The organism is Paenibacillus xylanilyticus (genome assembly GCF_009664365.1).
GTDB classification, from domain to species: domain Bacteria; phylum Bacillota; class Bacilli; order Paenibacillales; family Paenibacillaceae; genus Paenibacillus; species Paenibacillus xylanilyticus_A.
Map to the genome: position 1 here is coordinate 455,798 of NZ_CP044310.1, position 13,697 is coordinate 469,494.

Sequence of the window (13,697 nt, forward strand, 5' to 3'; positions counted from 1 at the left end):
TCCATTTTTAATGGGGAAATCCGGCGATAAAGGCGACCACTTTGTTTCTACAGATGGGTTCAGCACTCTTCGTTCCGGTGTACATAAAAGTCGACTTATACAGTTATATTTTATTGGGGTAAAAAATCGTTCGTATACGCTTGGGATACATCGATCTGCTCATCAAGCAGTTTTTTGCTGAACATCCAGTCCGTGTAGTTCTGCCACACTTCCTGTTTTTGCTCACCCCAGCGCGGAGCGTCATCCTTGTATTTCGGGCTCAGCCATTTCTGACTTGCCACCACAAGGTCCTTATCGAGATCAGGTACAGCCTTGATTAAAATGTCCGCAGCTTCTTCGGGATGATCAATCGCATATTGATACCCTTCAGAAGTAGCCTTCATAAATGCCTTCACCAGTTCGGGGTCGTTCTGAATGGTCTGCTCGTTCGTCACGAGTACAGGCGTGTAATAGTCCAGCGCATCGGAATAATCCTTCACATACAGCATGTCGAGGGGTTCTCCGCGCAGCTCGGCTTCAATGCCGGTCCATGCATAGAAGATCCATGCAAAATCAATGTCCCGTTTCACTGCGGTAAAAAAGTCGGCGTCGCCCATATTAATATTTTTTACTTTGGACACATCGGCGCCTTCGCCTTCCATAATGGATTGCATAACCGCTTCTTCAACGGGTGATCCCCAGCCGCCATAGGATTTGCCTTCGAAATCCTTGGGTGATTTGATTTTTCGATCCACCGGAGCGGCGAATCCAGACGTATTATGCTGAATGACAGCTGCAATGGAGACGAGCGGAACGTCCTGTGTGCGGGCCTGTGTTACGCTCTCCTGATAACTTACCCCAAAAGGAACCTCGTTTGAGGCTACCATCGTATCCGCACCGCCAGCTCCCGGCTGTACAATCTCGACATTCAAACCTTCTGCCTGGTAAAACCCTTGATCCACGGCGGCATAAAGGCCGGTGTGGTTCGTATTGGGTGTCCAGTCGAGCACGACCTTAACATCCTTCAATGCTGCGCTGTCACCTTCGCTGCTGTTTTCAGTGGTGCTGCTGCCATTCTGTCCTGCAGGTGCTGCTTCCTTGCTGCCGCATGCAGCTACGGTGACCAGTGTCATACACAAGAGCAGGAGTCCAATCATTTTACGCCATCTCATCTTGTTTTTTTCTCTCCTTCATATGGTCCGGCCAGTGGCGCGGGGTACTCCTTGGCTTCATATCCAAGCATGGTGCATAAATCCTTCGATTTATACCAGCTATGATCCGGATGACGTACTTTTTGTGTCAAAAAGATACCATCAAAAAAAGCGCCCCGTAATCCGGGACGCGTGCAGGCGTTAGAGAGGTGGCTGCAGCACATGGCTGGGCCAATTCGATATACTCCGATTCCTACGCTGGCATGATCCAGATCAGGTCTAAGGGTTAGTATCTTGATGGGATACACTCTCAGCCGGCCAATTCCGACTCCCCTGGGAAACTATGAAGTTACGGGCATTACTAGGTGTAATTATAGGCCAGAGGCCGGAATGTGTCCAGTCAGGAACTGGAGGAATAGCCAAGGGAGGATTGCTTTGGGGAATGTACCTTATATCAGGAAGGATACGCGGATCGGAATCGATATTTGTTTGAAGGCAGAGGGGTACAGGTTATTTCTGGTATGAAATATCCCTTATGCGATATATGGTTTAGCGCTGGAAAAACTCAATCCATTCCTTTTCTGGTCCATAGATGAAGAAATATCGATAGCCGTTGGGCAGCGTAATGATCTCCCCGTCGATAAACTCTGCCTCCGTAGCCTGGATACGCTTATATTCCGCATCAAGGTCCTCTACGTGGATGGCAAAATGGTGCACCGTTCCTTCGGAAGGCAGTTTATCACTGTATCCCTGAATCAATTCAATCTCCGTTTCATCACTACCATTGAAGCCAAGGAAAGCGAGTTGAATGACACCGTTCGTGTGAGTTACCCGGTCTTTCAATTCGAGTCCTACAATCTCCGTATAGAAACGCAGTGTTGTCTCCAGATCACGTACAGCAATACCGATATGGTCAATACGCTTTTGAAAACCCATCATGAAAACCTCCCAAGTTCAGAAAATTGTTTCTTACATATTAAGGGATATGATAGATTCCTAATTCCGAGTTGTCAAATGAGATTTAAATCAAATTCACAGAATGTTCACTTATGTGGAGATATTCGCGATCTTTATAATTGGCAGAGTAAACAGAGAGGATGAGAGAGAGTTGCCAACTACGAAGAAAGAGCATATTTATTTTGGCTTGATGATGTGTACAGGAATGGTCATCGTGATGATGTCCTTCAACCTGATTTACAACGGATTAATCGGTAAATTATCCCCGCTTGAATTACTGTTTCAGTTCGTTTTGTGTTTTGCCGTTGCTTTCCTGGTGGAATCCTTTATTGTCGGCCCAGTAGCCCAGAAAGCTGCCTTTTCACTGCCGTTTGACAAGTCCAACAAGCTTCTCGGTATTGTGGCCATGTCTTGCTGCATGGTTGTTGGCATGGTTTTGATCATGTCCTTATACGGTATGGCTACATCTTATTTTGCGGATCAATTGATGGGGAAACCGCTGCTCGAAACCTATCTTCACACCATTGCTCGTAACTTTAGTCTGGCCCTTCCGCTGCAGCTTTTCATTATTGGGCCCCTTATTCGTTACGTATTCCGCACATTTATTAAAGGGAAAGAAGTAGTGGCTCCCTTGATCAACAACGAGGCTTAGTAAACCTTCTGAATTTAATTTATAAATGAATGCTGATATTTTTCACTCCAAAAATGAAATAACCTGCCGCAAACTATTTCCTGGGCAATCATGATGTAGACCATTGGACCACATGAGTTTCAGTCTACATTACAATTATTGAAGCAAAAATGGCTCCAAAGCATACGCTTCGGAGCCACTTTTCATTATAGCTAAATTGGTGAATCCAAAATTTAATACGAACGCAAGACGGTAATCAAACGGAAGCTGCACGTTGTCTGTTCTGCCACTGATAAGCAACCAAGCTGATTACAAGCAGACCCCCAGCAAATAGTGCAAGCATCCATGTGGATTGATTAACGTCCAGATGATCCAGACTCCAACCGGTAAGCAGAGGCAGAATGGCGCCGCCGACTCCGCCAGATGCAATCAGGATACTGGGCGTAGACTCTTCTGTTCCTGGCAGCATTTTGCTGGCAAAAACGAGAGCAATGGAGAAAACTCCGGAAAACGCCAGTCCAAGCAGGAGAATAATTAGAAAAGCAGACCAGATCTGGTTGGTGAACGGAAAAATAGCCATAAGCAGAACAGCTGCCAGACAGCTGTACAAAATGTACACGCGATACTGGAACTTTTCAGCGATATACCCGGCGAAGAGTCTTCCAACAGACATCGCGATCCAGAAGCAGGTAACACTAAGAGCTGCCCCAGCTTCCTTCATGTTCATTTTTTCAATCAGAATGGCAGGCATGAAATTGGCAAGACTCATCTCCGTGCCGACATAGAGAAAGAAAAATGCAACGAATAGGATCATCAGGGCCAGATTACGGCCTCGGTAGGTTGAACTGGTTGTTTTACTGCCTGATGAAGACACACTATCTGAAGCTTCCATCGCATGGACGTGTCCAGCAGCGGCATCTGGCTGACGCCTGCTGAGTGCGGGATCCAGCTCCCCGAATGACATTCTGGCCCAGAAGAGAAAAGTCAGTGCTGAACAGACGGCAACGACGAGGAAGGACATGCGCCAGTACCCTGCCGAGATCAGACCGCTGGCGATAAGCGGCATGACCATGGCTCCGATACCGAATAATACTTCAAGCCTGCTCATTGCCACTGCGGTATTTTCTTTGATGGCAGCAATGATGATCGTACCGATTACGGCTTCGATCATGCCGAATCCGAAACCGGCTGCGGGTGCAATGACGAACATAAAGCCCCAGGGAGGCAGCAGCATATAGGATAACTCTGCGATGCATAGCAGAGCTGCAGCGATAAGTAATCCGCCGCGTTTGCCAAAACGACGATTTAACGGAGGAGACAACAGTACACCGCCCAGGAATCCGGCAAATTGGGCAAAGATCAGTGTTCCTCCCTGACTGTAATCTTTACCGTAATGTTCTAGTGCGACAGGCAGAATGGAACCGAGGACCACGTGTGCAAGTCCGATAAGAAAATAGGACAGACAGCCGATCCATAACAATTTTTTCATGGAGAACTCCTTCTATACCTATGTACAATTTAAGGTCAGCTACTTCGGCTCATACGTCCGAGTGCAAACAAGTCTATCATAACAGCATGTGTAAGGATTTGGTAGGACTTGCAAAGTGGTTCATGGTTCGGATATACTGAAACACAACAATTACAGATCGGAACCATGCCGTTGAAGAGCATCCAACTCGGAGGCGTTATCGCCAGGGGAGCGAATCCATCCCCAAGTTAACCGGAACCGCCCGTTATCGCGGACCAAGAGGCTGGAACAGGGTATCCTGATTCGGCAAGTTGGGTGGCACCGCGAGCAGAGCGCTCCTCGTCCCAAGGGATGAGGGCGCTCTTTGCATTTTTTTAGCCAAAGGAGACGGTGACCATGTTGGACATGAAGTGGATTCGGGCCCATGCAGATGAAGTGCAGGCGGCAGCAGACGGGAAGAAAATTAATATTAGCATTCGTGCATTGCTGGAGCGGGATGAGGAGCGCAGAGCGCTTTTGCAGGAAACAGAAGAAGGACGCAGAATGCGGAACACCTTATCAGCGGATATCGGAAAATTGATGCAATCCGGGGACCGTGAACAGGCCGAAGGATTGAGAATTCAGGTGAAACAGCTGAACGAGAAGCTGGAAGAGGTCGAAGCGAAGCTTGCGGGCGTGCAGGAGGAAGTGACCCGGCTGCAATGGCTGGTGCCTAATGTCGTATCACCGGATACGCCGGTTGGAGCATCGGACGAGGATAATGTGGAGCTGCGACGTGTGGGGGAAACACCGACATTCGCTTACACAGCCAAGGACCATGTGGAGCTCGGGGAGCTTCATGATCTGATTGATATCCCGCGGGGGGTGAAGATCGGAGGGACACGAAGCTATGTGTTAAAAGGAGCAGGGCTGCTTCTGCACCGGGCGGTACAGCAGCTCGCACTTGATCTGCTGCTGCGCCAAGGGTTCACCCCTATGGAAGTGCCTCTAATGGTCAGAGAGGATGCACTTGTGAACACGGGGTTTTTCCCGACAGGACGCGATCAGGTCTATGAATTGGAAGGTGAGGACAAGTGGCTGGTTGGCACCTCCGAGGTACCGCTTGTCTCGTATTATGCCGATGAGATTGTAGATGTACAGCAGCCGATTAAACTGGCTGCCGCATCCACCTGTTTCCGCAGTGAGGTGGGGTCAGGCGGACGGGATGTACGAGGTTTGTACCGGGTGCATCAGTTTGCGAAAGTCGAACAGGTCATTCTCTGTGCACCGGATGCAGAGGAATCGGAGCGCATGCTGCAGGAAATTACCGGACATGCAGAGGAATTGCTGCAGCTGCTTGAACTGCCTTATCGGGTCGTGGCGGTATGTACAGGCGACATGTCGCAGAAAACGTATAAACAATACGATATTGAGACATGGATGCCGAGCCGGGGCGCTTATGGGGAAACCCATTCGTCGTCAAACCTGCATGACTTTCAAGCACGTCGTTCGAATATTCGCTGCCGCAATGCCGAAGGTCAGCTAGCGTACTGTCATACGCTCAACAATACGGCCGTGGCATCGCCGCGGATCCTTATTCCATTATTGGAGAACCACCAACAGGAGGATGGAAGCATTCGCATTCCGGCAGCTCTCCAGCCTTATATGGGTGGAGCTGAATATTTGGCATTGCCTCTTCAAAGTGAAGAGTAACCGTAGAGTATAAGTTGGTAGCAAGACAGAAACGGAGCCCCTTTCCAAAAAGGTTCTGTTTCTGTCTTTTCTATGTAAATGTCGTATGGCTTTGATTGGTTGAGGTTCATTGGAAAATTGTCGAATCTCACTTCTTTTGACCATCCTGGCACTATAAAATTCATTATTATGCATTCAATCTCCGATATAATATAATAGAAGTAAAATATTGGATTATAGGAGATGGAAGATTGCAATGAAAAGAGTTAAACGAACACTTCGAGGAATGCTTGCACTGATCATGGTATGTGCCATCTTGGCTCCATCACACATTTTGGCGGCCACCGGTGACGTGACCTCCATTGAAATTACCAACAGCAGCCCGCAGAAGTTAAGTGTGTCCCAGACGGTTGCGTTGAAGGTGATGGCTGAAGTTGAAGGATTTGATAACAAGCAGGATGTGACCGCAGGGGTTACATGGTCTACGAGTAATGCAGCAGTTGCAACTATTGTGAAAGGTAAAGTAAAGGCCGTAGCAGCGGGTGAGGCAACGATTCATGCTGAAGTCGATGGGGCCAAGGCGCAGCTTCTTGTTCAGGTTTCCGAGAAAATCAAAAGCATCAAGGCTTCGCCCAAATCCTATAGCTTCGTCAAAGGCAGTGAAAGTGCACTGCCCAAAGTCAGCATTGTACGTGCGAGCGGCAAGGAAGAAGATGTAACATCAGAGATCGTGTGGAGCGTTTCGAATGCAGCAGCTGTCGTGGAAAACGGCAAGATTAAAGGTAATACGCCTGGCCGGGTGCTGTTGCAAGGCAAATACGGCTCGGAAACAGTTAAAGTGCCTGTCGCCATTACTGACATTATTACCAAAGTGGAAGTTACTCCTACTGCAATGCAGTTGAACATCAAGAAATCCAAGGCACTGAAGGTCATTGGTACATATGCCAACGGAAAAACAATTAATCTGTCGAAACAGGTGACCTGGACTTCCTCGAACAATGCAGTGGCAACCGTTAAAAACGGGACGGTCAAAACGCTGACCGAAGGAAAGGCAACCTTGACAGGAACCTACCAAGATCAGACAATAAAGACAGAAGTTACAGTTGTACCATTGCTCAAAAAGTTGATTACAGGTCAGAAGAAGCTGGTGTTATCCCCGCAGGGAAGCACCACGCTAACCGTTATGGCGCAGTATGATACAGGCAAAACAACGGTGGTTACCAACAATGCAGTCTGGAGCAGTACGAAACCGGGCGTAGCTACGGTAACCAATGGCAAAGTAGTGGCTGTGGGTAAAGGCAAAACGAGTATAACCGTCAAGTGGAACAACAAGAAAGTGACGATACCGGTAACGGTAAAATAAAGCTAATTTCATACCAGCGAGTGACCATAGCTTTTGACATCATAGAGACAGACAGCAGAGGGACGTAGAATATACGTCCCTTTTTAGATACAAAAATGCGAATGCACCGCAATAAGTGGCTAAGCTGCGCGTGCCCAGAAACAAAAACGGAGAGGACGTGATCCGCATGAAGGCTACAATTATAAGTTCAAGCGGGGATCTGAAGGATTGGGCGTACCTTAGGTATCTTTTTTTTCGATCATCTCGGTACTGTCGTTTCAGAAGTGCATTAAGGTTGAGGAAATGAAACAAAAGGCAAGTGAGATGTATAAAACAGGTTACCATCTGAGAACCAACTACAGATCATAGAATTGCTGTACAGATAGAGAACTGCGGTTTAGTTCCGATGGATCGTAAGCATTGGAGAAGGTGATGTTGATCAGAGGAAGACATATGTACTTTATTGCGGTAGTCATTACCATGGCAGCTGGGCTGGCATCCCGTCGCTATGGGGATATAATGCCTGTTTTCTTACATGAACATGCGGGAGATGCCTTGTGGGCAGGCATGATCTATTTCGGATTTCGGATGGTTTGGATCAGGCGAAGTAAGGCTTGGGCTTTCCTATTGAGCTTTGTGTTTAGCTGGGGAATAGAATTCTCGCAAATGATTCAGATGCCATGGCTCAATGAGGTACGTTCAACCACGTTGGGTGCCTTAATTTTGGGACACGGTTTTCTTGTCATAGATCTCGTCAGATATACAGCAGGGATTCTGTGCACGTTCGTGATAGACCATTATTTCCTGAGCAATAGGAGGAGTTCGTATGAACATTGAAAAGTTATTTGCGGAGTCACCAGAATTTGAAACAGAGCGGCTGCTGCTTAGACGTCTTACATTGGACGATACGGAGGATTACTATGCATTTGCCTCCGACCCCAGAGTGAGCGAGCAGAGTCTGTGGAACCGCCATGAGAAGGTGGATGACTCCGTTCAATACATCCAACGAGCCTTGGACAATTATGAGAACAAATCGGTGTATCTATGGGGATTTGTTCGCAAAGACACGGGGCGCCTGATTGGCCGCGGGGGAATTTTTCATTTCAATGAGCTTATGCAGAGTGCTTCTTTGGGATATGCCATTGCAAGCAAGGAGTGGAATAAAGGGATTGCTGCTGAAGCGATGCAGCCCATCGTTCATTACTGCTTTCAGGAACTGGACTGCAATCGGCTGGAGGGCAGATGCAATGCTGGCAATATCGGTTCGGCGCGGGTCATGGAGAAACTGGGCATGTCGTATGAAGGCCTGCTTCGCAAGCAATTGAAGATCAAAGGCGTGTTCACGGATCAAAAATTGTACTCCCGTATCCGGGATGATCTATAATACTTGCAATGATACACAGGATACATAGAAGAGATTGATAAGGAGGCGGCGCAATGATTTACAGCATTATTTCTCAATCGGTATGGGAACAGGTATCCAAGGAGAGCGTGTATGCACCGGATAGTCTGGAAACGGATGGATTCATTCATTGCTCTACCAAAGAGCAGATTCCATGGGTAGCTGCGCAATATTACGCAGGGCGTACGGATCTGCTGCTGCTGGGTATTGATGAAAAAACATTGAAGCCAGAACTCGTATATGAAGACCTGTATGAGTTAAATGAACTTTTTCCTCATATTTATGGAGAGCTTAATCTCGATGCGGTGAAAAAAGTGATTCCTTTTCCGCCGAACGAAGAAGGCGTACTGGTATTTCCCGAATAAAGCAAGCCTTGCACTCACTATGGATATAGAAAGGTGTTGGCCAATTGGATATGAATATGAATCAGGTATTTCTGGAGACAGCCGAGAAGCAATTTCTGTACTATAAGCAGCTTGGAGAGAAGGCCATGGAGCAGCTGGAGACCGAGCAATTATTTCAGGCATGGCATGAGGATACCAACAGCATTGCCGTTATTGTGAAGCATCTGTGGGGCAATATGTTATCCCGCTGGACGGATGTGCTCACAAGCGATGGTGAAAAGCCTTGGCGGGCGCGAGACGCGGAATTCGTCAATGACATCTCCACACGAGAAGAACTGATGGGCAAGTGGGAGGAAGGCTGGAACTGCCTGCTGAGTGCCATTCGTTCTTTTGCACCGGAACAACTCTCACAGATCATATACATTCGCAATGAAGGTCATACCGTCATGGAGGCTATTACACGGCAATTGGCGCATTATCCGTATCATGTGGGACAAATTATTTATGCAGCCAAAATGCTGAAAGAAACACCATGGGCCAGCCTTTCTATACCAAGAAATGGATCAGCAGTATACAACGGCAACAAGTTTGCCAAACCAAAAGAACGCAAACATTTTACCGCGGATGAGTTAGACACGGATTGAATGATCGGCAACATGAATAACGCCTACTATAGAACAAAGTGAGGGACACTATGACACAGTTTGCATTAATACGTCACGGAAGCACGGCATGGAATAAAGAGAAACGGTCTCAGGGACAGACGAACAATCCACTGGATCAGGAAGGGAGAGAACAGGCGGTTTTGCTTGCGGAAAGGCTGAGTTCGGAATCGTGGGATGCCATCTATGCCAGTGATCTGGGGCGTGCACATGAGACGGCGAAGATTATCAGTGAACGGCTGGGTATAAGTGAGATTCATCTGGACCCAAGGCTGCGTGAGATGGGCGGGGGTCAGGTGGAAGGAACAACGGAGGCAGAACGTATAGCCAAATGGGGCCCAGAATGGAGCACTCTGGAGCTGGGACGGGAAGCTGCAGAAGCTGGGACGATGCGTGGCAGTGCTGCGATCGAGGATATATGCAAAGAGCATCCTGATGGTAAAGTGATTGTGGTCAGTCATGGGGCCATTCTGCGTAATACCCTCCGAGGATTGGTACCTGCGCTGGATGTTGGCACGAAGTTATCCAATACCTCGATTACCCGAATAGAAAAGAAAGCTGGATCCTGGGCCTGCGAATTATACAATTGCAGTATCCATCTGAATTCTGCAGAGGATTCCTTATAGATGAATGCAACTGAACTTAAAGGGCAATTACAGCTTATACAATCGAAGAATTTTGCGGCCGATGAGGTAGAGCGACCTTACGAACTGGCGCTGCATATGTTACAGCACATTGGAAGTACGGATCCGGTCCTTCGAGATGAGCTTATATATGTTACGTTTGCAACCTGGATCGGACAGGGGATATTTTCAGCAGAACAACTCCGTGTTTTGCTCTATAAAGCAATGGATGATCAGCATCTTTTCTATGGGATCGGAGAGAAAGGAAGGGACAGCGTATTTACACGGGCCTTTTCCGTCCTGCTGCTGCCTCCCATCCTAAACATGGATCGTCAGCGGAACTTTCTGATCAAGGCAGATATCGAGGCTATTCATCACCGATTGACCACATACCTGAAGGAAGAGAAGGATGTTCGCGGATACGTCGATGAAAAAGGTTGGGCTCATGCTCCTGCACATGCCTCCGATGCGGCTGAAGACCTTGCTCAATCCCCATATATGGATGAAACGGCGTTGAAAGAACTGTTGGACTCACTCGCTGTGAAGATAACGGAATCTACCGCAGTATACATCCATGATGAGGACCAGCGTATTGCTCATGCGGTAGTGACTATAGTTAGGCGCAAGTTGCTCAATAGATCGGATCTTGCAGCATGGATTGCTGCACTTCAACAGGCATGCATAGATCAGACCGGTGAAAGAAGCTATGTGGAGATATGCCGGATTAGCATGAACGTACGTGTCTTTTTGCAGACTCTGTATCTGGTGATACGAAAAGAAGAACAAGATCCATTTTCAATAGTTAGGGAGCTTGTTCTAAACGCTTTGGAAAATGAGTGAACATGATCAATCCTAACTTACCAATAGGGGGAGATGGCGTGAGCAAAATCAAGTATGCATGGACAGAAGAGATGCTGTCTCCACTGGGTGAGGCTGGGGTAATGATTCGTTGCGGAGATGCAATATCGGATGAAGTTCACCGCAGAGTGATCTCGGTCTGTGCTTGGCTGGAGGGAAATTCCTTTCCGGGTTTGGTGGAGTTGGTTCCATCATTCGCGTCGGTTGCACTGTTTTATGATCCAATAGTTGTTGCAGAATCGGCTCGATCGGCTTTAGGAAAAGGAACACATAGAGTTTCTCCATATCAACAGGTGTGCAGGATGATATTGTCCCGGTTAGAGATGCTGGAGGATTCCGTACATAATCAATTCAGAACTATAGTAATCCCCGTATGCTACGGAGGTCCATTCGGGCCTGATCTGGAGTATGTTGCAAGTGAAAACGAACTGACCCCAGATGAGGTTGTTGCGATTCATACATCCGGGGAATACCTGGTCCACATGATTGGATTTGCCCCGGGGTTCCCCTACCTTGGCGGATTACCCAAGCGGATTGCGACACCCCGAAGAGCAACTCCGAGGCTGAGAGTGGAAGCTGGGACCGTCGGAATCGGCGGCGAGCAAACCGGAATATACCCGGTAGCCACGCCTGGTGGTTGGCACTGCATCGGACGAACACCTCTGAAGCTGTTTCGTCCTGAACATGATCTGCCGAGCCTGCTTCAGGCAGGGGATCGGGTCCGGTTTGAAGCGATAACGGAACAGGATTACATGGAGTGGAAGGAGGGCGAAGGATGAAAATGGAGGTCATTCGCCCAGGCCTGTTGTCCACAGTTCAGGATGAGGGAAGGTACGGATATCGACGGCATGGGGTACATCCGGGTGGAGTCATGGATACATTTGCAGCAAGAACAGCCAATATGCTGGTGAATAATCTCCGTAATGCAGCTGTGATGGAAATAACCATGACGGGCCCTGAGCTTCGATTTCATGAAAATAGCCTCATCGCTCTATGTGGGGCAGATCTGTCGGCGACCGTGAATGATCAGCCTGTTCCCCTGTGGCGTCCGGTCGCGTTAATGGCGGGAAGTGTATTGAAATTTGGGCGATGTCGATCCGGATTGAGAGCATATCTGTCCATTGCTGGTGGGATAGAGGTAAATGAGGTCATGGGGAGCCGAAGCACGGACCTGAAAACAGGTATTGGTGGCTTGGGAGGCAGAGCTTTGCGGGCAGGAGATATATTATCTGCTGCGGCGGCTTCTTGGGAAGCACGAGCCATGCTCCAGCAATTGCTGGGACAAGCGAAGCTGGGGAAAACACAAATGAAGGGGCCGATATGGCACTTATCCAGCAGAGAATGGCCTTTATATCAGAAGGATCCAGTGATCCGTGTGATGTTGGGTGCGGATACCTCCAAGTTTACCAGGGAAAGCCTGGAAAGGCTGTATAAAGAACAATATGTGATTGCTCCTCAGTCGAATCGGATGGGATATCGATTGGAGGGTTCAAGGCTGGAGCTTGAACAACCCATGAGTCGATTATCGGAAGCTGTAACCTATGGCACAGTACAGGTCCCTGCAGATGGTCAGCCCATCATCCTGATGGCAGATCATCAGACCATTGGAGGATATCCTGTGATTGCACAGGTCGCCAGGGTGGATTTACCAGTATTGGCTCAGGCAAAGCCTGGGACTCGGGTGGCTTTTCAGCCAATTACACATGAAGAAGCGCAGCAGTTGTTCCTGGAGCAGGAACGGAGATTACAGCTGAGCGCTGCATTCATCCGCAGAAGATTGACCGAAACGGGGGATCGCCAATGAAGACGGTAGATATTAATTGTGATCTGGGCGAAAGTTACGGTATATACCGAATGCCGTGGGATGAGGCGGTTTTGCCGCTGATCACTTCGGCCAACATTGCTTGCGGATTTCATGCAGGCGATCCGGCCACGATGCGATCCACGGTGGAAAAGGCGATGGAGCATCAGATTGCAATTGGAGCACATCCGGGATTGCCGGATATGCAGGGTTTTGGCAGGAGAAGCATGGATATAACCCCGCAGGAAGCCTATGACATGGTCGTATACCAGATCGGGGCACTGGATGCCTTCGTACGCGCATACGGTGGATGCATGCATCATGTGAAGCCGCACGGCGCGTTATACAATATGGCCGCGGAGAATATGAGGCTTGCTGAAGCCATTGCTCAGGCGGTTTACAACGTAAGGCCAGAATTATACCTGTATGGTCTTGCAGGCAGCGCGCTCATTGAGGCGGCGGATGTCACCGGTCTGCGCAGCGTAAGTGAAGTGTTTGCAGATCGGACTTACGGTTCGGACGGTAAATTGACGCCCCGCAGTCATGCCGGAGCAGTCATTGGGCAGCCAGAACAAGCGCTGGCTCAAGTGCTGCGCATGGTGAATGAAGGTGTCGTTGTGTCCACGGAAGGCATAGCGGTTCCACTCAAAGCGGAAACCATATGCATACATGGTGATGGGGAGCATGCCCTATCTTTTGCAAGAGAAATCCGCAGATTACTTGAAGCTGAAGGGGTAACTCTATCGGCTGCAGGTCATGCTTGAGATTGGAACGGTACCGAAACCGACCGAGATCAATACATATGAAT

At 48.5% G+C, this 13,697-nt stretch carries 15 protein-coding genes and 1 riboswitch; of the genes, 12 read left to right on the forward strand and 3 right to left on the reverse strand.

Annotated features, from left to right (window positions below; all coding sequences use genetic code 11):
* Positions 1-110: 110 nt before the first annotated feature.
* Both F4V51_RS02210 and F4V51_RS02215 read right to left on the reverse strand, forming a co-directional pair.
* The gene (locus tag F4V51_RS02210) at positions 111-1,151 is read right to left on the reverse strand and encodes an ABC transporter substrate-binding protein (RefSeq protein ID WP_153976665.1); all 1,041 of its coding nucleotides are present in this window, start codon (positions 1,149-1,151) and stop codon (positions 111-113) included.
* 211 nt (positions 1,152-1,362) lie between these two features.
* Positions 1,363-1,475: riboswitch (TPP riboswitch) on the reverse strand.
* A gap of 204 nt (positions 1,476-1,679) precedes the next feature.
* Positions 1,680-2,066, reverse strand: coding sequence for a VOC family protein (locus F4V51_RS02215; protein WP_095361587.1), 387 nt, complete (start codon positions 2,064-2,066; stop codon positions 1,680-1,682).
* 172 nt (positions 2,067-2,238) lie between these two features.
* Here F4V51_RS02215 and F4V51_RS02220 point away from each other — a divergent pair, with 172 nt between their 5' ends.
* Positions 2,239-2,739, forward strand: a complete 501-nt coding sequence (locus F4V51_RS02220; protein WP_153976666.1) for a DUF2798 domain-containing protein — start codon at positions 2,239-2,241, stop codon at positions 2,737-2,739.
* A 235-nt stretch (positions 2,740-2,974) separates the two neighbouring features.
* Here F4V51_RS02220 and F4V51_RS02225 read toward each other — a convergent pair whose 3' ends face one another.
* A complete protein-coding gene (locus F4V51_RS02225; RefSeq protein WP_153976667.1) occupies positions 2,975-4,207 on the reverse strand; it encodes an MFS transporter in 1,233 nt (410 codons plus the stop codon).
* 375 nt (positions 4,208-4,582) lie between these two features.
* Between F4V51_RS02225 and serS the strand changes: the two genes are divergently transcribed.
* The 11 genes from serS to F4V51_RS02280 all read left to right on the forward strand — a co-directional run bounded on the left by serS (position 4,583) and on the right by F4V51_RS02280 (position 13,653).
* Positions 4,583-5,878, forward strand: a complete 1,296-nt coding sequence (gene serS / locus F4V51_RS02230; RefSeq protein WP_153976668.1) for a serine--tRNA ligase — start codon at positions 4,583-4,585, stop codon at positions 5,876-5,878.
* 235 nt (positions 5,879-6,113) lie between these two features.
* Positions 6,114-7,220: an Ig-like domain-containing protein gene (locus F4V51_RS02235; protein ID WP_153976669.1), complete on the forward strand. Its 1,107-nt coding sequence runs from the start codon at positions 6,114-6,116 to the stop codon at positions 7,218-7,220.
* Positions 7,221-7,718: 498 nt separating this feature from the next.
* Entirely contained in the window at positions 7,719-8,036 is a 318-nt protein-coding gene (locus F4V51_RS02240; RefSeq protein ID WP_268893539.1) for a ribosomal maturation YjgA family protein, read from the forward strand.
* Complete coding sequence (locus F4V51_RS02245; RefSeq protein ID WP_153976671.1) at positions 8,026-8,583, forward strand: GNAT family N-acetyltransferase; 558 nt, start codon at positions 8,026-8,028, stop codon at positions 8,581-8,583. Before F4V51_RS02240 ends, F4V51_RS02245 begins: the two co-directional genes overlap by 11 nt.
* Positions 8,584-8,636: 53 nt before the next feature.
* Positions 8,637-8,966, forward strand: a complete 330-nt coding sequence (locus F4V51_RS02250) for a DUF952 domain-containing protein (protein WP_127539142.1) — start codon at positions 8,637-8,639, stop codon at positions 8,964-8,966.
* A gap of 50 nt (positions 8,967-9,016) precedes the next feature.
* Positions 9,017-9,589, forward strand: a complete 573-nt coding sequence (locus F4V51_RS02255; RefSeq protein ID WP_153980530.1) for a DUF1572 family protein — start codon at positions 9,017-9,019, stop codon at positions 9,587-9,589.
* A 50-nt stretch (positions 9,590-9,639) separates the two neighbouring features.
* Complete coding sequence (locus F4V51_RS02260; RefSeq protein WP_153976672.1) at positions 9,640-10,233, forward strand: histidine phosphatase family protein; 594 nt, start codon at positions 9,640-9,642, stop codon at positions 10,231-10,233.
* The gene (locus F4V51_RS02265) at positions 10,234-11,070 is read left to right on the forward strand and encodes a DUF2785 domain-containing protein (RefSeq protein ID WP_153976673.1); all 837 of its coding nucleotides are present in this window, start codon (positions 10,234-10,236) and stop codon (positions 11,068-11,070) included.
* 71 nt (positions 11,071-11,141) lie between these two features.
* Positions 11,142-11,867: a 5-oxoprolinase subunit PxpB gene (gene pxpB / locus F4V51_RS02270; RefSeq protein ID WP_153980531.1), complete on the forward strand. Its 726-nt coding sequence runs from the start codon at positions 11,142-11,144 to the stop codon at positions 11,865-11,867.
* Positions 11,864-12,892, forward strand: coding sequence for a 5-oxoprolinase subunit C family protein (locus tag F4V51_RS02275; RefSeq protein ID WP_153976674.1), 1,029 nt, complete (start codon positions 11,864-11,866; stop codon positions 12,890-12,892). The genes pxpB and F4V51_RS02275 overlap by 4 nt, the downstream gene beginning before the upstream one ends.
* On the forward strand, positions 12,889-13,653 hold the full coding sequence (locus F4V51_RS02280; RefSeq protein WP_153976675.1) for a LamB/YcsF family protein: 765 nt from the start codon (positions 12,889-12,891) through the stop codon (positions 13,651-13,653). Before F4V51_RS02275 ends, F4V51_RS02280 begins: the two co-directional genes overlap by 4 nt.
* The last annotated feature ends 44 nt before the right edge of the window (positions 13,654-13,697 follow it).

Excerpts from the sequence above, each read along its gene's own strand:
- F4V51_RS02245 (WP_153976671.1), top strand. The coding sequence starts at position 8,026 with ATGAACATTGAAAAGTTATTTGCGGAGTCACCAGAATTTGAAACAGAG.
- F4V51_RS02235 (WP_153976669.1), top strand. The coding sequence starts at position 6,114 with ATGAAAAGAGTTAAACGAACACTTCGAGGAATGCTTGCACTGATCATG.
- F4V51_RS02255 (WP_153980530.1), top strand. The coding sequence starts at position 9,017 with ATGAATATGAATCAGGTATTTCTGGAGACAGCCGAGAAGCAATTTCTG.
- F4V51_RS02260 (WP_153976672.1), top strand. The coding sequence starts at position 9,640 with ATGACACAGTTTGCATTAATACGTCACGGAAGCACGGCATGGAATAAA.
- F4V51_RS02250 (WP_127539142.1), top strand. The coding sequence starts at position 8,637 with ATGATTTACAGCATTATTTCTCAATCGGTATGGGAACAGGTATCCAAG.
- F4V51_RS02210 (WP_153976665.1), bottom strand. The coding sequence starts at position 1,151 with ATGAGATGGCGTAAAATGATTGGACTCCTGCTCTTGTGTATGACACTG.
- F4V51_RS02215 (WP_095361587.1), bottom strand. The coding sequence starts at position 2,066 with ATGGGTTTTCAAAAGCGTATTGACCATATCGGTATTGCTGTACGTGAT.
- serS (WP_153976668.1), top strand. The coding sequence starts at position 4,583 with ATGTTGGACATGAAGTGGATTCGGGCCCATGCAGATGAAGTGCAGGCG.
- F4V51_RS02280 (WP_153976675.1), top strand. The coding sequence starts at position 12,889 with ATGAAGACGGTAGATATTAATTGTGATCTGGGCGAAAGTTACGGTATA.
- pxpB (WP_153980531.1), top strand. The coding sequence starts at position 11,142 with ATGCTGTCTCCACTGGGTGAGGCTGGGGTAATGATTCGTTGCGGAGAT.
- F4V51_RS02265 (WP_153976673.1), top strand. The coding sequence starts at position 10,234 with ATGAATGCAACTGAACTTAAAGGGCAATTACAGCTTATACAATCGAAG.
- F4V51_RS02275 (WP_153976674.1), top strand. The coding sequence starts at position 11,864 with ATGAAAATGGAGGTCATTCGCCCAGGCCTGTTGTCCACAGTTCAGGAT.
- F4V51_RS02240 (WP_268893539.1), top strand. The coding sequence starts at position 7,719 with ATGCCTGTTTTCTTACATGAACATGCGGGAGATGCCTTGTGGGCAGGC.
- F4V51_RS02225 (WP_153976667.1), bottom strand. The coding sequence starts at position 4,207 with ATGAAAAAATTGTTATGGATCGGCTGTCTGTCCTATTTTCTTATCGGA.